General features: G+C 73.5%; 24 protein-coding genes. 11 read left to right on the plus strand and 13 right to left on the minus strand.

The window, feature by feature from the left end; genetic code table 11:
- Positions 1-11 precede the first annotated feature (11 nt).
- Positions 12-1,685: a protease pro-enzyme activation domain-containing protein gene (locus CFP65_RS00950; protein WP_104814296.1), complete on the plus strand. Its 1,674-nt coding sequence runs from the start codon at positions 12-14 to the stop codon at positions 1,683-1,685.
- A 77-nt stretch (positions 1,686-1,762) separates the two neighbouring features.
- On the opposite strand, the gene CFP65_RS00955 is transcribed toward CFP65_RS00950, so the two are convergent.
- The 4 genes from CFP65_RS00955 to CFP65_RS00970 are packed head-to-tail and all read right to left on the minus strand — an operon-like array spanning position 1,763 to position 6,346.
- The gene (locus CFP65_RS00955; RefSeq protein WP_104814297.1) at positions 1,763-3,103 is read right to left on the minus strand and encodes an NAD(P)/FAD-dependent oxidoreductase; all 1,341 of its coding nucleotides are present in this window, start codon (positions 3,101-3,103) and stop codon (positions 1,763-1,765) included.
- Positions 3,100-4,095: a terpene synthase family protein gene (locus CFP65_RS00960; protein ID WP_104814298.1), complete on the minus strand. Its 996-nt coding sequence runs from the start codon at positions 4,093-4,095 to the stop codon at positions 3,100-3,102. Before CFP65_RS00960 ends, CFP65_RS00955 begins: the two co-directional genes overlap by 4 nt.
- Positions 4,092-4,784: a polyprenyl diphosphate synthase gene (uppS, locus tag CFP65_RS00965; protein WP_104814299.1), complete on the minus strand. Its 693-nt coding sequence runs from the start codon at positions 4,782-4,784 to the stop codon at positions 4,092-4,094. The genes CFP65_RS00960 and uppS overlap by 4 nt, the downstream gene beginning before the upstream one ends.
- On the minus strand, positions 4,781-6,346 hold the full coding sequence (locus CFP65_RS00970) for a prenyltransferase/squalene oxidase repeat-containing protein (protein ID WP_104814300.1): 1,566 nt from the start codon (positions 6,344-6,346) through the stop codon (positions 4,781-4,783). The genes uppS and CFP65_RS00970 overlap by 4 nt, the downstream gene beginning before the upstream one ends.
- A gap of 273 nt (positions 6,347-6,619) precedes the next feature.
- Here CFP65_RS00970 and CFP65_RS00975 point away from each other — a divergent pair, with 273 nt between their 5' ends.
- The 6 genes from CFP65_RS00975 (at position 6,620) to CFP65_RS01000 (ending at position 13,044) form a co-directional block, all read left to right on the plus strand.
- Positions 6,620-7,657, plus strand: a complete 1,038-nt coding sequence (locus CFP65_RS00975; protein WP_104814301.1) for a GNAT family N-acetyltransferase — start codon at positions 6,620-6,622, stop codon at positions 7,655-7,657.
- A gap of 132 nt (positions 7,658-7,789) precedes the next feature.
- Entirely contained in the window at positions 7,790-9,853 is a 2,064-nt protein-coding gene (locus tag CFP65_RS41975) for a glycosyl hydrolase family 8 (RefSeq protein WP_104814302.1), read from the plus strand.
- A gap of 104 nt (positions 9,854-9,957) precedes the next feature.
- Complete coding sequence (locus CFP65_RS00985; protein WP_104814303.1) at positions 9,958-10,791, plus strand: polysaccharide lyase family 7 protein; 834 nt, start codon at positions 9,958-9,960, stop codon at positions 10,789-10,791.
- A 132-nt stretch (positions 10,792-10,923) separates the two neighbouring features.
- Complete coding sequence (locus CFP65_RS00990; protein WP_371682510.1) at positions 10,924-11,442, plus strand: TetR/AcrR family transcriptional regulator; 519 nt, start codon at positions 10,924-10,926, stop codon at positions 11,440-11,442.
- Positions 11,443-11,497: 55 nt separating this feature from the next.
- Positions 11,498-12,421: an MBL fold metallo-hydrolase gene (locus tag CFP65_RS00995; RefSeq protein ID WP_104814305.1), complete on the plus strand. Its 924-nt coding sequence runs from the start codon at positions 11,498-11,500 to the stop codon at positions 12,419-12,421.
- 134 nt (positions 12,422-12,555) lie between these two features.
- Positions 12,556-13,044: a glutathione peroxidase gene (locus tag CFP65_RS01000; protein ID WP_104814306.1), complete on the plus strand. Its 489-nt coding sequence runs from the start codon at positions 12,556-12,558 to the stop codon at positions 13,042-13,044.
- 46 nt (positions 13,045-13,090) lie between these two features.
- On the opposite strand, the gene CFP65_RS01005 is transcribed toward CFP65_RS01000, so the two are convergent.
- The gene (locus CFP65_RS01005; protein WP_104814307.1) at positions 13,091-13,915 is read right to left on the minus strand and encodes an ABC transporter ATP-binding protein; all 825 of its coding nucleotides are present in this window, start codon (positions 13,913-13,915) and stop codon (positions 13,091-13,093) included.
- Between the two features lie 47 nt (positions 13,916-13,962).
- Between CFP65_RS01005 and CFP65_RS41980 the strand changes: the two genes are divergently transcribed.
- On the plus strand, positions 13,963-14,661 hold the full coding sequence (locus CFP65_RS41980; protein ID WP_305778245.1) for a pyridoxine 5'-phosphate oxidase C-terminal domain-containing protein: 699 nt from the start codon (positions 13,963-13,965) through the stop codon (positions 14,659-14,661).
- Between the two features lie 19 nt (positions 14,662-14,680).
- Here CFP65_RS41980 and CFP65_RS01015 read toward each other — a convergent pair whose 3' ends face one another.
- Positions 14,681-14,881: a hypothetical protein gene (locus CFP65_RS01015; protein ID WP_104814308.1), complete on the minus strand. Its 201-nt coding sequence runs from the start codon at positions 14,879-14,881 to the stop codon at positions 14,681-14,683.
- A 267-nt stretch (positions 14,882-15,148) separates the two neighbouring features.
- Between CFP65_RS01015 and CFP65_RS01020 the strand changes: the two genes are divergently transcribed.
- On the plus strand, positions 15,149-15,694 hold the full coding sequence (locus CFP65_RS01020) for a hypothetical protein (protein WP_104814309.1): 546 nt from the start codon (positions 15,149-15,151) through the stop codon (positions 15,692-15,694).
- A gap of 13 nt (positions 15,695-15,707) precedes the next feature.
- Here CFP65_RS01020 and CFP65_RS01025 read toward each other — a convergent pair whose 3' ends face one another.
- The gene (locus tag CFP65_RS01025; protein ID WP_104814310.1) at positions 15,708-16,250 is read right to left on the minus strand and encodes a GNAT family N-acetyltransferase; all 543 of its coding nucleotides are present in this window, start codon (positions 16,248-16,250) and stop codon (positions 15,708-15,710) included.
- Between the two features lie 259 nt (positions 16,251-16,509).
- Between CFP65_RS01025 and CFP65_RS01030 the strand changes: the two genes are divergently transcribed.
- Both CFP65_RS01030 and CFP65_RS01035 read left to right on the plus strand, forming a co-directional pair.
- On the plus strand, positions 16,510-17,394 hold the full coding sequence (locus tag CFP65_RS01030; protein ID WP_104814311.1) for a lysozyme: 885 nt from the start codon (positions 16,510-16,512) through the stop codon (positions 17,392-17,394).
- Positions 17,395-17,529: 135 nt separating this feature from the next.
- On the plus strand, positions 17,530-18,618 hold the full coding sequence (locus CFP65_RS01035) for a hypothetical protein (RefSeq protein ID WP_174805488.1): 1,089 nt from the start codon (positions 17,530-17,532) through the stop codon (positions 18,616-18,618).
- Positions 18,619-18,630: 12 nt separating this feature from the next.
- Here CFP65_RS01035 and CFP65_RS01040 read toward each other — a convergent pair whose 3' ends face one another.
- From CFP65_RS01040 to CFP65_RS01065, 6 genes are all read right to left on the minus strand, one after another.
- A complete protein-coding gene (locus CFP65_RS01040) occupies positions 18,631-19,302 on the minus strand; it encodes a DedA family protein (RefSeq protein WP_104814312.1) in 672 nt (223 codons plus the stop codon).
- Positions 19,303-19,426: 124 nt separating this feature from the next.
- Complete coding sequence (locus tag CFP65_RS01045) at positions 19,427-20,269, minus strand: class I SAM-dependent methyltransferase (RefSeq protein ID WP_104814313.1); 843 nt, start codon at positions 20,267-20,269, stop codon at positions 19,427-19,429.
- A gap of 80 nt (positions 20,270-20,349) precedes the next feature.
- Positions 20,350-21,132 carry a spermidine synthase gene (locus CFP65_RS01050; protein WP_104820547.1) on the minus strand — a complete coding sequence of 261 codons (783 nt, stop codon included), beginning with the start codon at positions 21,130-21,132 and terminating at the stop codon, positions 20,350-20,352.
- A gap of 101 nt (positions 21,133-21,233) precedes the next feature.
- Positions 21,234-22,199 carry an alpha/beta hydrolase gene (locus tag CFP65_RS01055; RefSeq protein WP_254552152.1) on the minus strand — a complete coding sequence of 322 codons (966 nt, stop codon included), beginning with the start codon at positions 22,197-22,199 and terminating at the stop codon, positions 21,234-21,236.
- A gap of 63 nt (positions 22,200-22,262) precedes the next feature.
- Entirely contained in the window at positions 22,263-23,399 is a 1,137-nt protein-coding gene (locus tag CFP65_RS01060) for an AI-2E family transporter (RefSeq protein WP_254552153.1), read from the minus strand.
- A gap of 70 nt (positions 23,400-23,469) precedes the next feature.
- Positions 23,470-24,558 (minus strand): winged helix DNA-binding domain-containing protein, encoded by a 1,089-nt coding sequence (locus tag CFP65_RS01065; protein WP_104814315.1) that lies wholly within the window; start codon positions 24,556-24,558, stop codon positions 23,470-23,472.
- Positions 24,559-24,606: the final 48 nt, after the last annotated feature.

A 24,606-nucleotide genomic window follows, 5' to 3' on the forward strand; every position in this document is an offset into this window, starting at 1 on the left:
TGGAGGCCCCTGTGAAGCTCCGCCTTCGCCCCGTCATCGGCCTGCTCGCCGCCCCGCTCCCGGTGCTCGCCCTCGCGGCCACCCCGGTGTTCGCGGCGACCCCCGCCGACTCGACCGGTTCCCTCACGGCCGCCCGGTCGACGAACCTGCGCGGCGACCTCCTCCCGGCGGTCAGCCACTCCATCCGCACCGGCAAGGTCGCGGCCGACCGCCGGATATCCGTCGCGGTGAGCCTCAACCAGCGCGACACGGCCGGACTGGACACCTTCCTGGCCCAGGTCACCGACCCCAAGTCGACCCAGTACAAGCACTATCTGACGGTCAACCAGTTCGCCCAGCGCTTCGGTGCCACCCCGGCCACCGTCGCCAAGGTGACCGAGTACCTCAAGTCCCAGGGCCTGACGGTGAGTCCGGCCACCGCCAACCACCTCACCATCGAGGCCACCGGCACCGCGGCCCAGGTCGAGCGGGCCTTCGGCACCAGCCTCGCCACCTTCCACGACCCCACCACCCAGCGGGACTTCTTCGCCAACACCACGGCGCCCGCCCTGCCCGCCGAGATCGCCTCGGTGGTCAGCGACGTCTCCGGCCTGAACGACTTCGCCAAGTACAGCCACCACGCCACCGCCACCAAGCAGGCCGACCCGAACGCGGTCACCCGCGCCCCGAGCGGCCTGAGCCCGGCCAAGGCCCGCACCGCGTACAACGTCGGCTCGGCGATCAGCGCGGGCTACACGGGCAAGGGCAGCACCGTGGCCCTGCTGGAGTTCTCGGCCTTCAAGCAGTCCAACGTCACGGCGTACGACAAGTACTACTCGCTCACCCCGTCCACCCCGACGGTGGTCAGCGCGGGCGGCGGCACCACCGACCTCTCCGGCGAGGACGAGGTGGAGCTCGACATCGAGGTGGTCCAGGCGCTTGCCCCCGGCGCGGCGATCAAGGTCTACGAGGCGCCGAACAGCGACGCCGGCGAGACCGCGATCTACGCCAAGCTGGTCAGCGACAACGTGCCGATCATCTCGATCAGTTGGGGCATCTACGAGGCCGGCGAGACGGCCTCGAACCGCACCGCCGTCGACACCGACCTCAAGGAGGCGGCGGCCCAGGGGCAGTCCGTCTACGCGGCCTCGGGCGACAGCGGCTCGGACGACGCGGGCAACGGCGGCACCTCGGTCGACTTCCCGGCAGCCGACCCGTGGGTGACCGGCACCGGCGGCACCACCCTCAAGACCACCTCCACCAACGCCTGGAGCAGCGAGACCGCCTGGTCCGGCAGCGGCGGCGGGGTCTCCTCCTCCTTCGCCACCCCGAGCTACCAGTCCGCCGTCAACACCACGGGCCACCGCACCGTCCCGGACGTGGCGGCCGTCGCCGACCCGTCCACCGGCTGGGCCATCTACACCCAGGGCGCCTGGTACACCTTCGGCGGCACCAGCGCGGCCGCCCCCAACTGGGCCGCCTTCACCGCCCTCTACAACAGCGAGGCCGCCGCCAAGTCCAAGCCCGCCTTCGGCTTCGCCAACGGCACCATCTACAACCTGGCCGCCTCCGCCTCCCGCAGCACGGCCTTCCACGACGTCACCACCGGCAGCAACGGCGCCTACAGCGCCGCCTCCGGCTACGACAAGGTGACCGGCTGGGGCTCCTACAACGGCGCCAACTTCCTCAAGGCCAACCTCGGCTGACCCCACTCCCCGGTGCCCCGGCCCGCCTCGGCGGCCCGGGGCACCGACGCATTCCGTCCTTGCCCTGGGATCTCGCCCTACGAGGCGGCGAGATGGTCCAGCGTTCGGCCTGCGGCTTGCTCGCCTGACAGGAGGGCGCCGTAGGTGCTGGAGGGGCCGAAGTAGTCGCCGGCGAGCTGGATGCGGGGATCGGCAGTGCGGCGCCGGGCGTTGAAGGCGCGCAGGGCGGCGTAGCCGCCGACCGGACGGACGACGAGGGCGGGGTCGCGGCGGCTGACCAGGGTGGTGACCACGGTGGTCTCGATACCGGGCAGGATGGTGGCCGCGGCGCTCAGGAGTTCTGCGGTGATGGCGGTGTCGTCCTTGTCCCACCACTGTTCGGTGAACTCCTTGCGGGGGTGGACGGTGATCAGGCCCTGTCCGTGGGCGACTCGGCCCGCGATCTTGTTGTGGTGCAGTTCGATGCCGGCGATCTGCGGGTGGGTGGCACGGGCGGTGAAGACGGTCGGCGACGGCTCCGGAGGGCGTCGGGAGAGTCCGTAGGAGACGACGAGCCCGCGCGAGTAGGGGACCGAGCGGAGGTAGGCGGCCTCCTCGTCCGGCAGTTGGGGCAGGAGGCCGGGGACGTGGGGCGCCGGCAGGGCGACGATGACGGCGTCCGGGTGCTCGTCGGGCTGCGGGATCCCGCGGTGGGACCAGGAGAGCACGGTGCCCCGGTCCGTGGTGCGCACGGCGGTGACGGTGGCCTCGCAGGTGACGGGGAGGCGGTCGGCCAGGGTCCGGGTGAGGAGGCCGACGCCCTGGGCGGAGTTGAAGTGCGGGACGAGGAGCTTGGCGGCGTAGAAGAACATGTCCGCCGCGGCCAGTTCGGCCGGGTCGCCGAGCACGATGCCGCCGCCGAAGAGCGGCTCGCACAGGATGTCGTGGATCTCGGGGGTGAGCCGGTTCAGGGTGTACTCGGATGCGCTGACCCGGTCGAGTTCGGTGTTGCGGTCGGTGGTGTCCCAGTCGAGGTACTTGCGGTTGCGCACCAGGGTGGGCAGCACCTTGGCGAGGGAGAGCTTGGAGCGCAGACCGATCAACGGGGTGCGGACGAAGTCGGTCGGCGAGTCGGCGCGCAGCCGGTGCACCCGGCCGTCGCGCCAGAAGCCGCACTCGGCGGTGGCCCGGCCCCACTGGCCTTCGATGCCGAGTTCCTTGATCAGGTCGAGCATGCGGGTGTAGTTGGTGCCCAGGATGCTGGCGCCCAGTTCGATGCGGAATCCGTCCTGGGTCACGGTGCGCATCCGGCCACCGGCTTCGGGTTCGCGTTCGAAGACGCGCACGGTGACGCCCTGTTGCTGCAGGCGCCAGGCGGCGGTGAGGCCGGCGATGCCGGCGCCGACCACGTGGACGGTGCGGGATGCCGCTGGGGTCATGGCGTGCTCCTCTGGTTCGGGGTCGGCTCGGGTTCGAGGCTCAGGAAGTGGCGCAGGTACGGCTCGATCGCCGCCGCGCTGCCCGCGACCCAGCCGCCGACGGCGCGCACGAACGCCCGCTGCGGGTCACCGAGGGAGACGTCCGCGAGCAGCCGGTCGTGGTCGGTGTCGAACCGGTGCTTCTGGGCGGCGTGCAGGACGCCGGCGGCGCGGTGGGCCTCCGGCAGGTCGAGGTCGAACTCATGGGCGAGCACAGTGATCACGTTCACCGGATCGCCCTGTCGGGCTTCGACCGCAAATCCGAGCAGGTCGTTGGCCAGCGCGCCGATGAGGAAGGCCTGTTCGGCCAGTCCGACGGCGGCGCTGGGCAGCGGCTCGCCGAGCGGCGGCATGCCTGGCGCGAGAAGGTGCAGGTAGAGCGGGTGGCCGCCGGAGGTGTGGGCGCGGTCGTCGAGGTACCGGGCCAGCGTGGGCGGGGTGCCTCCGGCCCGCCAGGGGCCTTCGCTCGCGCAGCTCGCCAGGTACTGCCGCAGTCCGTGCGCGAGGCGCGGCAGCAACGCGGTGCCGCCCGCGTCCACGATGTCCCGGCGCACGGCGGCCAGGGCGAGCACGAGGGCGCCGCAGCGGCCGGGCGGGAGGGTGCCCGTCTCCAGCACCCGGGGCAGGTCCAGCGCCGCGTGGCGCTCCAACTGCTCCTGGTCCTCGGCGACCGTGTCGTCGAAGGCGAAGACCCACGTGAGGTACTGGGCGGTCAGTCGGACCACCGGGGTGGGGGCGTCGGGCATGCACCAGCCGGCCAGGTGGCCGATCCTGCGCCGCGCCAGCGCCTCGGTCCGACCTGGTTCGTACAGGCCCGTGGCGACCGCCCAGCCCGTCAGCCGGTCCTCCACCTCGGCGGCCTCCGGGTGCGGAGCCCCCGGCGGGGTGAGCCGCGCGAGGTGCCGGAATGCCCGCACCGAGAGCTCGCGAACGGTGTCCGGGTCACCGCTCATGCGCCGAACCTGCGATCGCGCGCGGCGTAGGAGGCGAGCGCCCGCCGGAAGGCGTCCTCGGTGAAGTCCGGCCACAGCTCGTCCGTGAAGTACAGCTCCGCCGGGACGCTCTGCCACAGCAGGAACCCGGACAGGCGCTGCTCCCCGGAGGTGCGGATCACCAGGTCGCAGTCGCCCTGGTGGCGGCGTTCCATCTCCTTGGTGAGGGCGTCGGCCTCCAGTTGAGCCGACGGGTCGTCGGCCAGCACGGCCCGGGCCGCCGCCACGATCTCCTCCCGCCCGCCGTAGGCGACGGCGAGGGCGACCTCGCGGACCGAGTCCTTCGGCGAAGCGGCTTCCAGCGCGCGCAGCGCCTCGGCGCACCGCGGGTCGGGGAGCCGGTCGAGGTCGCCGATGACGCGCAGCCGCCAGCCCTCCTCGGCGGCGACCGCGCCGGCCAGTTCGGTGATCGCGGTGAGCATCCCGGCCAGCTCCGGGCGGCGCAGCACGTTGTCCAGCGACAGCGCCCAGACGGTGACCCGCTCCACGCCCACCCGCGCGCACCAGCGCAACGCCGCCACCGTGACCTCGGCGCCACGTCGGTGGCCGTCCAGGACGGAGACACCGTGGACGCGTGCCCAGCGGCGGTTGCCGTCCGGGATGAAGCCGACATGGCGGGGCACCGCCGCGGCAGCGGCCTGCCCGCTCATCGCGCACCCGCCGCACCGGCACCAACACCCGCACCGGCACCGGCACCGGCCAGTGCCCTGCCCTCGGCTGCGGGGGCGAGGCGCTCGGAGAGGTGACCGAGCGCCAGCAGAGTGAAGATCTCCGGCAGCACCGGCACCGTGAAGACGAAGGGCCTCGGACCGATGGAGTCCGAGACGGCGTCCAGCCCGCCCTCCGCTGTCCGCCGCTTGACCAGGAAGCCGGCCGCGGCCAGCGCCGCCTCCGGATCGGCCCCGGGCAGCGCACACAGGGCGGTCAGGCCGTAGGCCGTGCTGATGACGTCGCTGGCATCGCCGGCCTGCTGTCCCCAGCCGCCGTCGCTGTTCTGCTGCGAGCACACCAGCTCAGCGCTGCGCCGCACCATGCGCTCGACCGCCGGGGCCGGGCTCGCCGCGCGCTGGGCCGCGAGCAGGACCCGGAAGACGGTGTGCAGCCGGGCGCTGCTCCAGTCCGGCGGGAACGACCCGTCCGGTCGCTGCTCGCCGGCCAGGAAGCGCAGAGCCTTGGCGATCGTCGGGCCGTGGGCCTCGGGGCGAACCGTCAGCGCGTCCACGGCGGCAGCGGTCATCGACGCCTCCGACGGCGCGCCGGTCGTGTAGGTCGGAAAGCCGCCGTCGGCCCCGTGCACCGACAGCAGCGACCGGATGCCCCGACTGATCGCCCCGGCGTACCGCTCGGCGTCCAGTACGTGGAGGAACTGGACCGCCACCGAGGTGTCGTCCACGTCCGTCTGGCAGGAGAGATCGGTGTAGGACCAGCCGCCCGCCGGCAGCTGCCGGCCGACCAGATGCCCGGCCAGGCGGTGCAGGACGTACGGCGCCGTACCGACCGAGGCCAGCGCCACCCCGGCCGTCGCAGTGCACCAGGTGTCGGTGTCCGAGACGAACGGCAGTCCGCCGTCCGCGCGCTGATGTGACACCAGCTTGGACAGGCCGCCCAGGACCAGTTCCTCCGTACCCGGCAGCCGGACCAAGGCGTGCAGGACGGACAGGTGCAGGAGCACGTTGCCCTCCCACACGTGCGGGGCCCGCTGGGTGTCCACCAGCCGGCGGACGTCCTCGTCCGTCACCTGCTCGGACCGTCCGGCGGCGACCGCCACGACCACCTTGACCGCCGTCATCTGCACCAGGGCCCAGCTGTGCAGCCCGGCCCGGTCGAAGGCGCGCTCCTCCCACACCGGCACATGACGGTCGTCGAAGACCACCGCGAGCATCTCCAGCAGCGCCCGCTTGCGGTCGGCCGTGAAGCCCGGTGCCCGGGTCAGCCACTCCGCCCCCGCGTCCCGCGCCAGTCCGCGGCCGCCCAGCGCCGCTTCGGCGAGCGTCCGCTCGACGCCCTCCAGCCCGGGCAACCGGTCCGCCAAGTACGTCCGAAGCCCGGTGGCGGACGCCGCGCCCCGGCCGAAGCGCTCCACCAGACGCAGGGCCAGCGCCGACTCCAGTGGACGGCTGCGGCAGGCATCGCGCACCGCCCCGCCGGATTCGACCCGGGCGATCACCCGGGACTCCAGCTGCCGGAGCAGCTCCGCTGCGTCCGCGGGCATGGGTGCCGCTGTCCACGACAGCGGCACGGACTGGTGTAGCAAGCGCATCGCGCCCCCCAAGAAGACATCATCAATGCCTACGAGGAAGCCGCATCACCACGGGACCTCACCAGACCGACAAGCAGAAGATCATCCCGGCGAGTGAAAAACCGAACGTTCAGCTGACAGGACACTGACAGTTGATCTAGCGAATTCAAGATCCGGCCGGCCACGCCACCCCTCCAGGCGTGCTGCACTAGGGTGTCCCGACGATGCTTCGACCGAGGGAGCCGGGTGGATTTCGAGCTTTTCGACCCGAACCTGGCCACCGACGACGAATGGCGCGAGGTCCACGCGTACTGGGTCATGTCCTCGCGGCACGACCGGCCCGAGCGGACCCCACCGACGCTCGACGCCATGACGAGCAGATTCCGCGATGAGGTCTCGGAGCGCAGCACCGACCTCCTGTGGCTGGCCCGTGAGCAAGGCCGGATCGTGGCCTCCGCCCGCTACGACATCTCCCACGAGGACGCCGACCACTACGTCCGCATCGCCTTCAGCACGATCTCCGTCCACCCGCAGCACCGGCAGCGGGGCATCGGCACGGAGCTGCTGCGTCTGCTGACGGCACAGGCCGGCGAGCACGGCAAGGACCGGATCTCCCTGGCCGCCATCCGGGGCGGCACACCGGCGGAGGCCTGGCTGGCGCGCCTCGGCTTCGAGCCGACCAGGCGGGTGGTGTCCCACCGGCTCGAGCTGGCAGCGACCGATGCGGCGCTCTGGGACCTGCCGATGCCCGCCGGGTACCGTCTGGTGTCCTGGGGCACTGCGGTGCCCGAGGAGTTCCTCGACCCCTACTGCCGGTACCTCGCCACCTCCTGGGGCTCGCCGGATGACTGCTTCTCGCCATCGGCGGTCCGGGCCCACGAGGCGCAGGCTGCGCTCGACGGCAGCGACCAGTTGGTGCTGGCCGTCCTCACCGGGGCCGACGGGGAGATCGTCGCGACGAAGACGGCACGGATCGAGCGAGCGGCCCGCCTCGTGGCCCACCCCGGCCCCTCGAAGATGACCCTGGACCACGGCGGCTCCCGTCTGAGCCGGGCACTGGAAGCAGCGATCCTCCGGACGCTGGCAACCGAGCGGCCGGAGGTGGCCGAGGCGGCCATCACGGGTCCCTCCTTCTATCTGCCGGAGGAACTCTCCGCCTACGAACGCGAGATGCGGCGCATGGCCGGTCTCGGCTACCGCACCGAGGAGTACCTGGACCTCTGGGCCGAGGTCGAACCGCTCACGGTCATCCTGGACGGCGACCACCGCACCCACCGCGCCTGACCGGCCCGGACGCCAACCGGGCGCCACTTCTCCCCACCTGACTTCCCGCCAGGTTCGCGACAGCTCTTGACACCCATAAGTAAGGAAGCTTTCCTAACAGTTGCTCGCCGCCCCCACGCGAAGGAGTCCCGAGTGCGCACCCGTTGGAAGCACCCCCTTGCCGCCGCCCTCGCCGCCACCCTGGTCGGCCTCTCCCTCACCGCCCTGACCACCACCCCGGCCCAAGCCCTCCAGGCCGCCGCGACCCACCCCTTCCCGACCCACACCACCTACAGGACCGGCGTCCTGCCCTCCGCCTCCCAGGCCACCCGCGACGCCGCCGTCCAGAAGCAGTACGACTCCTGGAAGGCCAACTACCTGGTCCACGGCTGCGCTTCGAACGAGTACTACGTCTCGACCAAGGGCGACGGCGACGCCACCAACAACGGCCCGGTCTCCGAGGGCCAGGGGTACGGGATGAACATCGTCCCGCTGATGGCGGGGTACGACGCCAACGCGCAGACCGAGTTCAACGGCCTCTGGCAGCTGGTCAAGGACCACAAGGACCAGTACGGGCTCATGCAGTGGCAACTCGACGGTGTCAGCTGCAAGTACTACAGCGGGGGCACCCCCGACGCCGCCACCGACGGCGACCTCGACATCGGCTACGGCCTGATCCTCGCCGACAAGCAGTGGGGCGGCTACAGCGCCGACGCGCTCGGCTGGCTCGGCTCGATCTACGCCCACGACGTCGCGCCCGACGGTCACCTCAAGTGCGAGGACGACGGGCCGAACACCGACACCCGGCCCTCCGACCACATGCTCGACCACCTGCGGGCCTTCGCCGCGTACGACACGGCGCACGACTGGAACAAGGTGATCACCCGCACCGAGGCGGTGATCAACGAGTTCACCGGCGCCTACTCCGCCACCGGCGGCCTGCTCTCCGACTTCGTGGTCGGCGCCGACACCACCGGCCCCAAGCCCGCGCCCGCCAACTACCAGGAGAGCCAGCCGGACAACATCGTCGGCTACAACTCCATCCGGGTGCCCTGGCACCTGGGCACGGACGCGCTGCTCTACGGCTCGCCCACCACCCTGGCGGTCGCCAAGAAGGAGTCCGCCTGCCTGAAGGGCGAATCCGGCGGCAACCCCCAGAAGGTCTACCCGCACACCAAATTGGACTGCACCGCCTACTCCACCGGCGACCAGGCCGAGGAGGCGGGCGACTCGGTCGGCCCGGCCGCGATGGCCGCCGGTGACCAGGCCTGGACGGACACCCTCTGGAACTACCTGGGCACCAACCCCTTCGGCGACCACTACTACGGCGAGACCATCAAGACCCTGGTCTACCTGGTGATGGCCGGCGACTACTGGAGCCCCACCGCCGCCTCCGCCCCCGGCAACGACTTCTCCCTCTCCGCGAGCCCGGCCGGCGCCACCGTCACCGCCGGCCAGTCCGCCAGCACGACGGTCGCCACCGCCGTCACCGCCGGCGCCGCCCAGTCCCTCACCCTCACCGCCACCGGCCTGCCCTCCGGCGCCACGGCCGCCTTCAGCCCGGCCACCGTCACCGCCGGCTCCGCCGCCACCCTCACCCTGACCACCAACAGCTCGACCCCGGCCGGGAGTTACCCCGTCACCGTGCAGGCCACCGGCGCCTCCGGCAGCCACACCACCAGCTACACGCTGACCGTCACCGCCATTGGCTCCACCTGCACCCCGGCCCAACTCCTCGGCAACCCGGGCTTCGAGGGCGGCACCACCAACGCCCCCTGGACGACCTCCTCCAGCCTGGGATTCAACCCGATCACCAAGGCCACCACCGCCGAACCGGCCCACGGCGGCAGCTGGATCGCCTGGTTCGACGGCAACAGCGCGGCCGACACCGACACCCTCGCCCAGACCGTCACCCTCCCGGCCGGCTGCACCGCCGCCACCCTCTCCTACTGGCAGCACATCGACACCACCGAGAACACCACCACGGCCAAGCCCGACACCTTCAAGGTGCAACTCCTCGGCAGCACCGGCTCCGTGCTCACCACCCTCGCCACCTACAGCAACCTCGACAAGAACACCGGCTACACCCAGCGCACCTTCAACCTGAGCCCCTACCTCGGCCAGACGGTCACCCTCAAGTTCACCGGCACCGAGACCGACGCCAACGGCGGCACCACCGACTTCACCATCGACGACGCCGCCCTCACCGTCTCCTGACCCCTCCCCGGGCGGCCCCGGCTCCCTTCCGGGCCGGGGCCGCCCCGTAAGCTGCGCGGTACGCACGGCCGCGTGCACCCGAACCCAGCGCCAGAGGAGCACCCATGGCCGACGCCCGCTCGCCCCGTACCTTCGCCGCCCTGGTCCTCACCACTCTCCTCCTCTCCGGCTGCTCGGCCACCACCGCCCACGGCCACGCCCGGCCCACCACCGCACCCGAGACCACCGCCGCACCCGAGACCACCGCCGACGACGACATCACCGACGCCGCCGACTCCACCGTCCCGCTCGCCGGCTGGAAGCTCACCCTGCCGGTGGACAGCGCCGGCCGGCCCAGTGGCACGGCGGTGGAGCTCGACCCGGCCAAGGTGAGCCCGCCCTGGCTGACCCGGGCCGCGGACGGCGCCCTCACCTTCTGGGCCCCGGTGGCCGGTGCCAGGACGCCCAACTCCGAGCACGCCCGCACCGAGCTCGTCTCCACCCACGACTTCGCCTTCGGCACCGGCCCCACCCACACCCTGGCCGCCACCCTGCGCGTCACCCAGGCCCCCGCCCAGACCGACGACGTCTGCGTGGGCCAGATCCACGGCGGCGGCCCGATCCGCTCGGTCGCCTTCGAGATGCTGCACTGGCGGGCCGGCGCCATCGTCTCGGTGGTCAAGCAGGCGCTCCAGGGCAGCGGTTCACAGACCGACACCGTGCTCACCGGCGTCCCGCTCGGCGCCCGGTTCTCCTACACCGTCACCGACCAGGGCAACGGCGACATCCTGGTCACCGCCACGTACAACGGCAAGACCCACCGGATCACCCAGCACACCACCGCCGCCTTCCACGCCACCGACCAGCGCTTCCAGGCCGGCGACTACCAGCAGGCCGTCACCAGCACCTCCTCCACCGACGGCGGCCGGGTCACCTTCTCCAGCCTCGCCACCTCCTGAGGCTCCACCGGAACGCAAAGATCCTGCGTTAGCCTGGCCACCATGACCGAGAGACCGCCCACGCCCTTCGCCACCCGCCCCGGCGGCCGCAGCGCCCGGGTCCAGCAGGCCGTCCACCGGGCGGTCCGCGACCTGGAAGCGGCCGAGGGCCGGGCGGGCCTGACCGTCCCCGCGATCGCCGCCGCCGCAGGGGTGACCCCGTCCACCGTCTACCGCCGCTGGGGCGACCTCGCGACCCTGCTCGCCGACGTGGCCGTGGAGCGCCTCAGGCCGGACGGCCCGCCGGCCGACCACGGCGGCCTCCGCGCCGACCTCGCCGCCTGGGCCGAGCAGTTCACCGAGGAGCTCGCCACCCCCGCCGGACGCCGCTACCTACGCGATGCCGTCGGCGGCGCCGATCCCGACGACACACCGGGCGCCGCCACGACCCCGAGCACCACCGCCGCCCACCGCTGCTCCGACCACGCCGCCGCCCAGCTGACGGCCATCGGAGTCCGCGCGGCCGGCCGAGGCGAAGCCGTCCCGAGCGTCGAATCCCTGCTGGACACCGTGGTGGCCCCCCTGGTCTACCGTCTGCTCTTCCGCCCGGACGGCCTCACCCCCGCCTACGCCCACGCCCTGGTCGAGGCCGCCCTACGCGACCACCCCTGACGGGCCATCACCCCCGCCTCACTAAAGCTAAATCTTTGCGTATATCCTCGGCTCCATGAGCGCACACCCCGCCGCCCCCTCCTGGAGCCTCGGCGACCTTCGCATCCACCGCATCGACGAGATCACCCTCCCCGCCGAGACCGGCAGCTGGCTGCTCCCCGAGGCCACCCCGGCCCTGCTCGCCGAACTGCCTTGGCTCCGGCCCGACTTCACCGAGGCCGACGCCCCGCTCCTGGTCAGTCACAGCTTCGCCGTCGAGGCCGACGGCCTGCGGATCCTGATCGACACCGGCATCGGGAACGGCAAGACCCGTGCCAACCCGGCCTGGCACGGCCTGGAGACCGACTTCACCGACCGCCTCACCGCCGCCGGGTTCGCCCCGGACACCGTCGACCTGGTCGTCACCACCCACCTGCACACCGACCACGTCGGCTGGAACACCCGTCTGCTGGAGGGTCATTGGGAGCCCACCTTCCCCAACGCCCGCTACCTGACCGCCCGCACGGAGTGGGACCACTGGGCCGCCACCGAGCTGGACCCGGCCCGGCAGCAGATGTTCGACGACTCCGTCCACCCGGTCCGCGACAGCGGGCAGCTCGACCTGGTCGACCTCCCGGAGTCCACCGGGACCACCCGCCGAGGCGTGGAGATCGCCCCCGGCGTCCACCTCCGCCCCGCCCCGGGCCACACCCCCGGCCAGCTCGCGGTCGAACTGCGCGGCAGCGCCCGCTCGGCCCTGATCACCGGCGACAGCATCCACCACCCCGTCCAGCTCGCCCACCCGCAGCTGACCAGCTGCGTGGACCTCGACCCCGCCCAGGCCGTCCGCACCCGCGCCCACCTGCTGGCCGAGCTCGCCGACACCGACACCCTGCTGCTCGGCACCCACTTCCCCCACCCCACCGGCGGCCTGGTCCGCACCGACACCACCGGCCGCTACCGCCTCCACCCCGAGCCACCCACCAAGACGACTCCGTGACCCCCACCCGGGAACACCGGAACGCCGGATACCGTTAGGTGCCTTCGGCGGCTCCCGCCGCCACCTGCCCGACCTGCCCGACACCGTTCACCCGGCCGACCAGTACACCGGCCGGTTTCCGAAGGGGACTCTCCGTGAGCCTGTACGACATCCCGCTCCGCACCCTCGCGGGCGAGCCCGCCACCCTCGCCGACCACAAGGGCAAGGCCCTCCTCCTGGTCAACGTGGCCTCCAAGTGCGGGCTGACCCCACAGTACGCCGGGCTGGAGCGCCTCCAGCAGCGCTACGCGGAGCGCGGCTTCACCGTCCTGGGCTTCCCGTGCAACCAGTTCCTGGGCCAGGAGCCGGGCAGCGCCGAGGAGATCCAGACCTTCTGCTCCACCACCTACGGCGTCTCCTTCCCGCTCTTCGAGAAGATCGACGTCAACGGCGACGACCGCCACCCGCTCTACGCCAAGCTCACCGAGACGGCCGACGCCGAGGGTGCGGCGGGCGACGTCCAGTGGAACTTCGAGAAGTTCCTGATCGCCGCCGACGGCACCGTGGCCGGCCGCTTCCGCCCCCGCACCGAGCCGGAGGACGCCGAGCTGATCGCCGCCATCGAGGCCCAGCTCCCCGCCTGACCCCAAGCCGCCAAGCCACCAAGGCCGGGTCCGAGGCCGGCGACGGTCAGAGCCCGGTCGGGTGCCGCCGCGCGGCCCGGGCCTGCCAGCGGCCGTCCTGCCGGTCGATCCGGATCGGGTGCGCGTAGCACTCGCTGATCAGCTCGGTGGTGATCACCTGGTCGGCCGGCCCGGCCGCCACGCACTCGCCGTCCCGCAGCAGCAGCGCGTGCGTGGTGGTCTCGGGCAGCTCCTCCAGGTGGTGGGTGACCAGCACGGTCGCCAACTCCGGGTACCGGCCGCGCAGTTCGTCCAGGCTGCCGAGCAGCACCTCACGGGCCGTCAGGTCGAGGCCGGTGGCCGGCTCGTCGAGCAGCAGCAGCCTCGGCTTGGGCATCAGCGCCCGTGCGATGAGCGCCCGGCCCCGCTCGCCCTGCGAGAGGGTGTCCCAGGTCGCCTCCGCCAGCTTGGCCATGCCCAGCGTCTCCAGCAACTGCTCGGCGTGGGAGGACTCTTCGGCGGTCGGCCGCCACCGCGGCAGCAGCTCGATGCTGTTGGTGAGCCCGGTCAGCACCACCTCCCGCACCGGCAGCGGCGACCGCAGCGGGTGCCGGGGGTTGACGTGCCCGAGGTGCGCGCGCAGCGCCCGGATGTCCACCCGGCCGAGCTGCCGGCCCAGCACGTGCACCTCGCCCCTGGTCGGGTGCGAGACCGCACCGAGCAGGCCGAGCAGCGTGCTCTTGCCGGCGCCGTTGGCGCCGAGCAGCGCCCAGTGCTGGCCCGCCTCGACGGTCAGCGAGATCCCCCGGAGCAGGTAGCGCCCGTCCCGGACGAAGTCGACCCCGCTCGCGCTCAGCAGCGTGCCGCTCGGCACCGGATCAGCACTGTTCATGCCGCCCGATGCTACGTCACCGGACGTTCCCCCCCTACAGTCGCCCCATGGACCCCGATCACCCCGCCGCGCCCACCCCCGCCGACGAGCTGCGCGAGCTGAACGAGCTGCTCCGCACCCGGCCCCCGATGGCCCGCCCGCTCCCCACCTTCGACCCGGCGACGGCCCCGGCCGACCCGGCCGAGCTGCACGTCTCCTGGCTGCTCGGCGCCCTGCGCGAGGGCGTCCCGGATGCCCAGGTGGTCACCCTCTCCACCGCCGGCCACGACGGCCGGACGGATGCCCGGGTGCTGGCGCTCCGCGGCATCGACCCGGTGCGCGGCGGCTGGTCCGTGCACGCCGACGCCCGCAGCCCGAAGGGCCGCCAACTGGCCGAGCGCCCCTGGGCCGCCCTCACCTCCTACTGGCCCGAGCTCGGCCGCCAGATCCGCGTCCGCGGCCCGGTCGAATCCGTCCCCCTCGCCGGGCTCCCCGCCGCCGAACGCGCCCTCAGCCCGGCCGGCGAACGGGCCCTCCGCGTCGGCCGCCAGAGCCAACCGCTCGCCGGCCTGACCGACTGCGAGGCGGCCTGGTCCGCCGCCGCCCCCGCGACCGGCGACGCCGACGGCCTCGCCGCCCACACCCGGTACACCGTGCTGGCCGAGGAGGTGGAGTTCTGGCAGGGCGACCCCTCCCGCCGCCACCGCCGCCTGGCCTACCGCCGCCGGCCCGACGGCGCCTGGGACCGCACCCTGCTCTGGCCCTGAAGGCCCTGACAGCAGCCGCTCACGCCTCACCCGGATGCCAGGCGGGCCACTCCCAGGGCCGGTCCGCCCAGACCACCTGCCCGGGGTCGTGCGGATCCACCTCCGGGAAGAGCTGCTTGATCCGGGGCTCCAGCTCCTCGGGGGCCAGCGGCTCCCACCCGGCGCCCCGGAAGTGCACCAGCCGGTACCGGCTGTCGGTCCGGTACTCGGCGATCTCCACCGCCGGCGCACCACCACTGCCTCCCGCGCCCCCCGCTGACCTGCTGTGATCTGACGCGCCGTGCTCTGACGTGTTGTCCATGTCCCCAGCATGTGACGTGCGCCCCCAATGCGCACCCCACGCGCGCCGCCCGGAGGGCGTTCCGCTCCCCCGGCTGGCTCGTTGAGCACGACGGCCCGCCACCCGTGCGGGCTACTGCGACCCGCCGGCCCGGCGGATCGCCACGGCCCGCCGTCCGGGCGGGCCGGACCGTGCGGGAGGCCGAGCGTGGAAGAGCAGTGGCAGGCGCCGTGGCAGTACGGCTGGGAGCAGCAGCCGCCGCCACCTCCGCCGACCCCGTGGGAGCCGCCGGTCACGCCGCTGCCCGCGCTCCGGCGCCGCCGGCGGCGCCGGCTGCTCTGGTCCTCGGCCGCCGCCCTGACCGGCGCCGTCACCCTCGGGGCGCTGCTGGCCACCTGCGGGGGCCCCGCCGACGCGGGCACCCCCGCACCCCCGCCCGAGCCCAGCACCGCGAGCCCGACGCCGAGCCCCAGCCCCTCGCCGACCCCGACCACCCCGAGCCCGTCGCCCACCCCACCGGCGTCCACGCCCCCGGCCGAGACCCACGCCCCGAGCCCCCGGCCCTCCCGCACCCCGAGCAGCCGCCCCCGCGCCTCGACCACGCACCACAGCACCACTCCGGCGGCCCCGCCCCCGAGCACCGACCCCGACCTGATGCCCTCCCTCCAGGTCTGCTCCGAGGCCGAACGCCTCGGCCAGTGGTCCCCCGGCTCCGACCAGGCCAAGCTCTGCCACAGCCTGTACGGCGAATAGCGCGCAGCCGCGCTCAGGCCGAGACGGCCTTGACCAGCTTCTCGAAGTAGAGGTCGGGCCGGCGCGGCACGCCGAACCGCTCCTCGCCGTAGGGGAAGGGCGAGCGCAGGCCGGTGCGCCGGTAGCCGCGGCGGACGTACCAGGCGATCAGGTCCTCGCGCTGGCCGATCACCGTCATCTCCACCTCGGCCGCACCCCACCGCTCGGCGGCGGTCCGCTCGGCCTGCTCGAGCACGGCCCGGCCGAGGCCACCGCCCTGGCGGTCGGGGCGGACCGAGAACATGCCGAAGTACGCGCTGTCGCCGCGGTGCTCCAGCAGGCAGCAGGCCAGCAGCTCGCCGGCCGCCTCGGCCAGCAGCACCACCGTGTCCGCCCGGGCGATCTGCTCGGCCACGGCCTCGGCATCGGTGCGCTGGCCGTCCAGCAGGTCGGCCTCGGTGGTCCAGCCGACCCGGCTGGCGTCTCCCCGGTAGGCGGACTCCACCAGTGCCACCAGCGCGGGCACGTCGGCCGGCCCGGCCGGGCGGAAGGTCAGCTCAGGGGTCTCGGACGCCATCCGGCACGCTCCAACTCGTCAACTCGTTCGACTGCTCGTTCGGCACTGCACTCCACCGGCGGGCCGTCGGGCCGCCGCCCCTGCATCGTGCCACAACGCCCCGAAACGCCCCAGGCCGCCCGCCGCCATGGCGTCCGCCCACACTCCGAGCGTTCATCTGATGTTGGGTCAACACCGTGGCGTACCTGTCGGGTCCATGACTAGCCTCCTCTCTGCGTCGGATCCGACGCCCCAGCCCCACCAGGACCAAGGAGCGCTCATGCCCGGCACCGCACCTTCGTTCCACCCTGCCCAGCCGCACCCGGCCCCGGCCCGCCGCCTGCTCGGCCGCGCCTCGGCCACCCTCGCCGCCGCCTCCCTGCTGCTCGGCGGTCTGGCCGCCGCGCCCGCACTGGCCGCCGCCGACTCCTCGAACGCCAAGCCCGGGACCACCTACCACTACGACCGCGACTTCGCCGGCTCCACCGTCGCGGCGCACGAGGGCAGACACGGCACCCCCGGGATGCAGCCGCTGGTCTCGCAGACCCTCGGCCAGGACGTCTCCAGCTGGCAGGGCAGCGTGAACTGGGGCGCCCAGGCCTCGGCCGGCTCGAGGTTCGCCTACGTGAAGGCCACCGAAGGCACCGGGTACACCAACCCCTCCTTCGCCCAGCAGTACAACGGCAGCTACAACGCCGGGCTGATCCGCGGCGCGTACCACTTCGCCCTGCCGAACAACTCCAGCGGCGCGACCCAGGCCAACTACTTCGTCAACCATGGCGGCGGCTGGTCCAGGGACGGCAAGACCCTGCCGCCCGCGCTCGACATCGAGTACAACCCCTACGGCGCCACCTGCTACGGCCTGAGCCAGAGCGGCATGGTCAGCTGGATCCGCGACTTCAGCAACACCGTGCTCAGCCGCACCGGCCGCTACCCGGTCATCTACACCACCACCGACTGGTGGTCCACCTGCACCGGCAACAACGGCGGCTTCGGCGCCACCAACCCGCTCTGGGTGGCCCGTTACTCCTCCTCCGTCGGCACCCTGCCGAACGGCTGGAGCTACCAGACCATCTGGCAGTACGCCGACTCCGGCACCCTGGCCGGCGACCAGAACTACTTCAACGGCGCCTACGACCGCGTCCAGGCCCTCGCCAACGGCTGAGCCGACCACTGAGCCGACGGCCAGGCCGATCGCCGGGTCGACGACTGGGCCGACGGCCGAGTCGACGGCCTGACACGCCCCACCGCCGACCGGCCCGCCGCACCGCGCGGCGGGCCACAGGCCACAATGGTCGCCATGAAGTGGATCTACACCCTGGTCGGCACGGTGCTGCTGCTCACCACCATCGCCAGCATCCTGCGCACCCTGGTCGTCCCCCGCGGGCTCTACTCCGCGCTGGTCTACCGGCTGTGGGCCGCACTCCGGGTGGTGCTGCGCCGCTTCGCCCCGGTCTCCGGCGGCTACCGCGCCCAGGACCGCGCGCAGACCTGGCTCGCCCCGCTGATCCTGGTCGGCATGCTGGCCAACTGGCTGCTCGCCATGCTGCTGGCCTACACCCTGCTGCTGCGCGGCACCTCCGACCTCAGCTGGGCGGTGGCCTTCCGGGAGGCGGGCTCCAGCCTCTTCACCCTCGGCTTCGCCAGCGGCGACCGCCTGCACCTCTCGGCGCTGGACTTCCTCGCCGCGGCCAGCGGCCCGCTGATCACGGCGCTGCTGATCGCCTACCTGCCCACCCTCTACGGCGCCTACAACCGGCGCGAGGTGGAGGTCACCCTGCTCCAGTCCCGGGCCGGCGAGCCCGCCTGGGGCCCGGAGCTGCTGGCCCGCCAGCAGCTGGTGGACACCGAGACCGCCCTGCCGCAGCTCTACCGGGACTGGGAGCGGCTGGCCGCCGACATCGGCGAGGGCCACTCCAACTACCCGGTGCTGCTCTCCTTCCGCTCCCCGCGCCCCAACCGCAACTGGGTGGTCGGGCTGCTCGCGGTGCTGGACGCCGCCGCCATGCAGCTGGCCCTCTGCCCGCGCAGCGCCCCGCCGGAGGCGCGGCTGGTGCTCCGCGCGGGCTTCACCGCCCTGCGCGACATCGCCCGCACCCTGCGGATCGACTTCGACCCGGATCCGGAGCCCGACGCCCCCGTCCGGCTCACCTTCGAGGAGTTCGACGCCGCCGTCGCTCTGGTCAGCGCCACCGGCATCGTGGTCGAACGCCCGATCCGCGAGGCCTGGTCGCACTTCAAGGGCTGGCGGGTCAACTACGAGGCCCTCGCCTACGAGCTGGCCCGCCGCACCGACGCCGTCCCGGCGCTCTGGAGCGGGCCGCGCGACTTCCCCGCCAGCCCGATCCCGCCCAGCCGCCCGGCCGACCGCCGCCCCAAGCCGCTCTGATCCCGAACGGCGCTACTCCGAGCGGCTGCCCACGGCCTCCTCGGAGACCGGCCGCCCGCCGCTGGTCTCCGGGTGCTCGGCCCGGGTCTTCGCCGCCCGCCGCTTCATGATCCAGGCCGACAGCAGCCCGCCCAGCGCGGCCACGATCAGCCCGATCCAGGAGAAGCTCTTCAGCCACTGCTCGGCCACCTTGCCGACCTGGTACACCAGCAGCGTGGTGCCGCCGGCCCAGCAGATCCCGCCCAGCACGTTGGCGATCAGGAACTTCCAGTACGGCATCCGCAGCGCGCCGGCCAGCGGCCCGGCGAAGATCCGCAGCAGCGCGATGAACCGGCCGAAGAAGACCGCCCACATGCCCCACTTCTGGAAGGACCGCTCGGCGCTGTCCAGGTGGTCCGGCCCGAAGTGCTTGGGGAACTTGCGCCCCAGCTTCTCGAACAGCGGCTTCCCGCCCTTGCGCCCGATCGAGTACCCGATCGAGTCACCCACGATCGCCCCGACGATCGCACAGACCGCCACCATCCACGGGTTCACCGACCCCGTGGTGGCCGCCATCACGGCGGCCGTCACCAGCGCGATCTCCCCCGGCAGCGGGATCCCGAGGCTCTCCACCCCGATGATCAACCCCACCAGCACGTAGACCAGGGTCGGCGGGACACTCTCGATCCACACGTCGATGTGCAAGGCGGTTTACCTCCGGGGCGGTACAGGACGGTCAGCAGGACGGACCACGGCAAAGAGCAGGTCAAGCCGCAGCCTAACCCGCCCCGGTAACGGCCAGTCGCCGTGAAGGGTTCCTACCGGTGGCTCAGACCAGGCCGGCGGTGCCCGCGAACTCCACCACGGCCACCGAGGGCCGCCGGGTGGCCAGTGGCGGGACGGTCAACGCCAGCGGCAGCAGCGCGCCGACCAGCCCGCGCCCGCCCACCGGCCGGACGTCGCGGACGGCCGCCACCGCCGGGCCGGCGGTGCGCAGCTTCTGCCGCTCCACGGCGTCCATGCCGAAGGGCATCACCGGGGCCTGGTAGCCGTGGCTGCGCAGCCGGCCCTCCGCCGAGAGCCTGGTCAGCCAGCGCGGCATCGCGTCCAGCACCAGCGACCCGCCGGGGAACCGCTCGGCGCAGCCGGCGATCAGCTCCCGGACCTCGCCCGGCCGCAGGTACATCAGCAGGCCCTGGGCGGTGATCAGCACGCCGTGCGCCGGGTCGACCTCCGCCATCCACCGGGGGTCGGTGGCCGAGCAGGCCACCGTCCGCTGCCGGGGCGCGGCGGGCAGCAGCCGCTCGCGCAGCTCCACGGCCTCGGGCAGGTCGACGGTCAGCCAGCTCATCCGGCCGTTGTCGACCCGCCAGTACTGGGTCTCCAGGCCCTCGCCGAGGGCGACCACGGTGCCGCGCGGGCAGCGGTCGAGGAAGTCGCGGACCTCGCGGTCGAAGCAGGCCACCCGCAGCGCCTGCAGCTGGGCGGCCGGGCCCCGGGCCGGGCCGAACCGCTGCTCGAACGGGAAGTCGATCCGGTCCAGCAGCTCGACGGCCATCGGGTCGGCCAGCACGGTGTCGGGCCGCCGCGCCTCCACGGCCCGGTGGTAGAGCGTCCAGAGGGCGGTCTCCGGTACGTCCGTCAGCCGGGGCTCGATCCGGTCGGCATCCATCGGTCTCTCCTCACCGTGCGACCCCCGTGGCCCCACCCGTCACCTCGGCCCATTCTGACACCACGTCAGCCCGTCCCCGCTCAGCCGAGACTGAACGCCCCGGCGGGTGGCGGCGGGGAGTCCACGGCGGAGGCGTCCGTCACCGGCGCGACCCCGCGCAGCAGCCGGGCCAGCTCGGCCCCCTCGCAGAGCCGGGCCGGGAAGGGATCGGCCGCCAGCTGCCGGGAGAGCCGCTCCACCGGCAGCGGCCGGTCCGAGCCGACCAGGAGCACGTTGCCATACCGGCGCCCGCGCAGCACCGAGGGTTCGGCCACCAGGCAGACCTCGGGGAAGACGGCGGCCACGGTGGCGGCCTGGGCCTTGGCGAAGGCCAGCGGCGGGCCGTCGGCCAGGTTGGCGGCGTAGCAGCCGCCCGGCGCCAGCGCGGCGGCGGCCAGGCGGACGAACTCCACCGAGAGCAGGTGGGCGGGGGTGCGCGAGCCGTGGAACACGTCCGCGACCAGCACGTCGGCCGCCCCGGCCGGGGCGGCGGCGAGCGCGGCCCGGGCGTCGCCGACCTCCACCTCGATGCCGGCCGGCCAGGGCAGCACCTCGCGGACCAGCTCGACCAGCGGTCCGTCCACCTCGACCACCCGCTGGCGGGAGCCGGGCCGGGCCTCGGCCAGGTAGCGCGGCACCGAGAGGGCGCCGCCGCCCAGGTGCAGGGCCGTCAGCGGCCCGTCCGGCTCTATCGCGTCGAGCAGGTGGGCGATCCGCCGGGTGTACTCGAACTCCAGGTGGGCCGGGTCGGCCAGGTCCACGTAGGACTGCGGGGTGCCGTCCAGGGTGAGCAGCCAGCCCTGCTCGTCGTCCAGGTCGGGCATCAACTTGGCGGTGCCGAGGGCCACTTCGCGCTCGACGGCACGTCGGTCGTCCCCGGTCGCGGGGCTCGTCCCGTCCACCCCGCCCGCCGGGAGGCCGGCGCTCACGCGGCGACCGGCAGGTAGGCGGCCAGCCAGCGGTCCAGCTCGGCGAAGACCTGGGCCCGGGCGCTCTCGCCGGAGAGCACCAGGTCGTGCACCCCGCCCTCGATCCGCACGGTGGTCACGTGCCGGCCGAGCCGGGGCGCGAGGTCGGCGATGTCGTCGGCGCGCAGCACGCCGTCGGTGCGGTGCAGCGCGTCGTCCCACTTGCTGGTGACGGTGGAGGCGGTGGAGGCCATCAGCAGCACCGGGCAGTCCACGGCCAGGCCGGCCCGCACCCGGCGCTGGCCCTCGTTGATCGCGGCCAGCCAGCCGGCGTACAGCGGGAAGCCCTCGGCGGGCTTGAGCGCGAGGTCGAAGTCCCAGCTGCCCCTGTGGTCGCGGTGCAGGCTGTGCACGTAGTGCGGGCTGAGCGGAGCGGGCAGCTTGGTGGTGGGCAGCAGCCTGCCGAGCACGTCCAGCGCCGGGCCGCCGACCGTCCGCACGGCCGCCGCGGCGGGCAGCGCGAGGAAGGGGCTGTTCAGGAACAGCCCGTCCACCCAGCCGCGCCCGGCCCGCCGGTCGGCCCAGAGCGCGGTGACCAGGCCGCCGGTGGAGTGCCCGTTGACCAGCAGCTCGGTGTGCCCGTCCTGCTCCCGCACGATCCGCACCGCCGCGTCCAGCTCCTCGTCGTAACTGCCGAGGTCGCGCACGTAGTTGGGCGATTGGTGCGGTCGCAGCGAGCGGCCGTACTTGCGCAGGTCCAGCGCGTAGAAGGAGTACCCGGCGGCGGCGAAGTGGTCGGCCAGGTGGGTCTGGAAGAAGTAGTCGGTGTACCCGTGCACGTAGAGCACCGCGCGGGTGGCGCCGGGGGTGAGCCGGCGCACCAGCGTGGCGCTGACCGGGCCCTCCTCGTCGGCGGCGAGCGCGAGCTCGGCGGATTCGTACGGTGCTCCCAGAATGTCCGTCCGGAACTCCACCTCTGTCACGACCGCCTCCGTGCCCCTTCTGCCGCCGATCACTGCTTACCGTTGGTGACAATACCGCCCGGTTCAGCTGCCGGCGCCACCGGTGCTCGGCTCCGGGCGCGGGTCGCGCAGGCCGCGGCCGCGCAGCACCGAGACGATGCCGAGCCCGGCGGCGCAGACCGGCACGGCGAGCAGGGCGCCGAGGATGCCGGCGATCCCGGAGCCGGCGACCACGGCGAACATGATGGTGGCGGGGTGCAGCTCCACGGTGCGGCTCTGGATCACGGGCTGCAGGATGTTGCCCTCCACGGCCTGCACGGCGAGCACCACGCCGAGCGTCCAGAGCGCGGTGCCGAGCCCGCCGTCGGCGAGGGCGACCAGCACGGCGACGGTGCCGGAGAGGAAGGCGCCGATGAACGGGATGAAGGCGCCGAGGAAGACCAGCGCGCCCAGCCCGGCGGCGCCGGGCACGCCGAGGATGACCAGGCCGATGGTGATGAAGGTGGCGTCGATGAGCGCGATCAGCGTGGTGCCGCGCATGAAGCCGGCCGTGGCGTTGAAGGCCTGCCGTCCGCAGGCGACCACCGTCTCGGCCTGGCCGGGCGGCAGCACCGAGCGCACCAGGTCACCGCTGCGGTGGCCGTCCCGGAGGAAGAAGAAGACCAGGGCGAGCGCGAGCACCCCGCCGGTGAGCAGCTCGGTGAGGAAGCCGAGGCCGGAGAGCACCCCGCTGGCCAGCTGGCCGATCAACGAGCTGGAGGCGGTGCCCCCGGCGCCGCTGGTGGTGTCGGAGATCGCGTGCTGCAGCTTCTCGCCGATCGGGCCCAGCCACTGGGCCAGCTGGGCCCCGGCCTGTTTGAGCGAGGAGGCGATCTGCGGGGCGCTGTGCACCAGCGAGTTGGTCAGTACGGTGAGCACCCCGCAGACCACGGCCACCAGCACCACGCAGGTCAGCCCGGCCGCCGCGCCCCGGCCGAGGCCGCGCTTCACCAGCCAGGGCATCACGGGGTAGAGCAGCGCGGTGCCGAGCACGGCGAGCGCCAGCGGGATGGTGGCGGCCCGCAGCTCGACGAAGGCGAAGACCACCAGCGAGGCCACCGTGATGAACAGGATCACGGCCACCGACCAGGCGGCCGTGGCCCGCACCACCGGTGGCAGCATCCGGTACGGCGCCCGCCGGTCCTCCGGCGCCGCCGCACCGTTGGTGGGGTCCACCGCCATGCCGCCTCCCACCGAGCCTCACGCTGAGCTGACGGACCATTATCACCACAATATCTGATGAAATGTCTGATTAGTCCCCGGTGATCGTCAGCCGCTCGCCGCCGTGGAAGGCCAGCAGCCGCTCCCCCTCCCCGGTCATCTCCCGCCGCTGCGCCGCCGTCGGCCGGCCGAACGGCTCCACGGTCAGCACGCCCGCCTCGTACCGCCAGACCCCGTCCACCACGCCGTCGAGCAGCAGCGTGCCCCGCACCAGCCCGTTCGGCGTCATCACCCGCCTCCGGTGCTCCTCGGGCAGCACCCGGGAGCGGTCGGCGTGCGAGAGCAGCAGGTTGTCGAAGGGCGCGAGCAGCCGGGCCGGCGCGGGCGCCTCGGCCCCCGGGCGCGGCGCCCCGGGCAGGTCGTACAGCACCTTGCCCTGCTCGTTCCGGTACTCCACCAGCTCGCCCGCGAGCCCGGCCACCACCCGCCCGAGCCCGGTCAGCCCGCACCACTTCTGCAGGTCCGCCACCGTGGCCGGCCCGAAGGCCGCCAGGTAACGCCGCACCAGCTCCGCGGCCGGGGCCGCCTCGAGCTCCCGCCCCAGCCACCGCTCCGCGGTGGTGTGCGCGGCCGGCCCGCTCCGGCCCCAGATCCCGCGCGGCGGCACCTGCACCAGCGCCAGCCCGGCCCGCACGGCCTGCGCCAGCGCGGCCTGGTCCCGCCCGGGGTACCCGGCCTCCAGCAGCTCGCCGAGCCGCTGGAAGGTCAGCGGCTCGGCCTCCACCAGCTCCCGCCCGCGCTCCACCACCTCACCGAGCTCCAGACCGGTCAGCCACTTCCCGTACGCGGAGCGCAGCGCCCGGTCCAGCACGGGCTGCACCAGCGGGCGCAGCCGCAGGCAGTCCTCGGCGGTGACCAGGTGGATGGTGCCGCGTTGGAGGCCCACCCGGACCACCCGGCGCTGCTCGATCAGCCCGGTCAGCTCCTCGGGCCGGAAGTCGGCGAGCCGCGACCAGAGCCCCAGGTACGGCGGCTCGGGCGCGGCCTGCGCCTGGAGCCCGACCAGGTGGGTGATCATCTCCGCCGCGCTGCCGCTGCCCCGCTCCAGCAGCTGCTGACGGGCCAGCAGTGCCCGACCGAGCTCGCGCCGGGTCAGCACCGGGGGCGCGGCGGCCGTCATCGGCAGCCCTCGGCCGGCACGGCGCTCAGCACCGCGCGCCCGTGCCTC

It is taken from the genome of Kitasatospora sp. MMS16-BH015, from assembly GCF_002943525.1.
GTDB lineage: Bacteria > Actinomycetota > Actinomycetes > Streptomycetales > Streptomycetaceae > Kitasatospora.

Excerpts from the sequence above, each read along its gene's own strand:
- uppS (WP_104814299.1), bottom strand. The coding sequence starts at position 4,784 with ATGAGCGGGCAGGCCGCTGCCGCGGCGGTGCCCCGCCATGTCGGCTTC.
- CFP65_RS01050 (WP_104820547.1), bottom strand. The coding sequence starts at position 21,132 with ATGCCCGACCTGGACGACGAGCAGGGCTGGCTGCTCACCCTGGACGGC.
- CFP65_RS00985 (WP_104814303.1), top strand. The coding sequence starts at position 9,958 with ATGGCCGACGCCCGCTCGCCCCGTACCTTCGCCGCCCTGGTCCTCACC.
- CFP65_RS00995 (WP_104814305.1), top strand. The coding sequence starts at position 11,498 with ATGAGCGCACACCCCGCCGCCCCCTCCTGGAGCCTCGGCGACCTTCGC.
- CFP65_RS01035 (WP_174805488.1), top strand. The coding sequence starts at position 17,530 with ATGAAGTGGATCTACACCCTGGTCGGCACGGTGCTGCTGCTCACCACC.
- CFP65_RS01025 (WP_104814310.1), bottom strand. The coding sequence starts at position 16,250 with ATGGCGTCCGAGACCCCTGAGCTGACCTTCCGCCCGGCCGGGCCGGCC.
- CFP65_RS01065 (WP_104814315.1), bottom strand. The coding sequence starts at position 24,558 with ATGACGGCCGCCGCGCCCCCGGTGCTGACCCGGCGCGAGCTCGGTCGG.
- CFP65_RS00970 (WP_104814300.1), bottom strand. The coding sequence starts at position 6,346 with ATGCCCGCGGACGCAGCGGAGCTGCTCCGGCAGCTGGAGTCCCGGGTG.
- CFP65_RS01060 (WP_254552153.1), bottom strand. The coding sequence starts at position 23,399 with ATGGCGGTGGACCCCACCAACGGTGCGGCGGCGCCGGAGGACCGGCGG.
- CFP65_RS01005 (WP_104814307.1), bottom strand. The coding sequence starts at position 13,915 with ATGAACAGTGCTGATCCGGTGCCGAGCGGCACGCTGCTGAGCGCGAGC.
- CFP65_RS41980 (WP_305778245.1), top strand. The coding sequence starts at position 13,963 with ATGGACCCCGATCACCCCGCCGCGCCCACCCCCGCCGACGAGCTGCGC.
- CFP65_RS01030 (WP_104814311.1), top strand. The coding sequence starts at position 16,510 with ATGCCCGGCACCGCACCTTCGTTCCACCCTGCCCAGCCGCACCCGGCC.
- CFP65_RS00955 (WP_104814297.1), bottom strand. The coding sequence starts at position 3,103 with ATGACCCCAGCGGCATCCCGCACCGTCCACGTGGTCGGCGCCGGCATC.
- CFP65_RS01045 (WP_104814313.1), bottom strand. The coding sequence starts at position 20,269 with ATGGATGCCGACCGGATCGAGCCCCGGCTGACGGACGTACCGGAGACC.
- CFP65_RS00960 (WP_104814298.1), bottom strand. The coding sequence starts at position 4,095 with ATGAGCGGTGACCCGGACACCGTTCGCGAGCTCTCGGTGCGGGCATTC.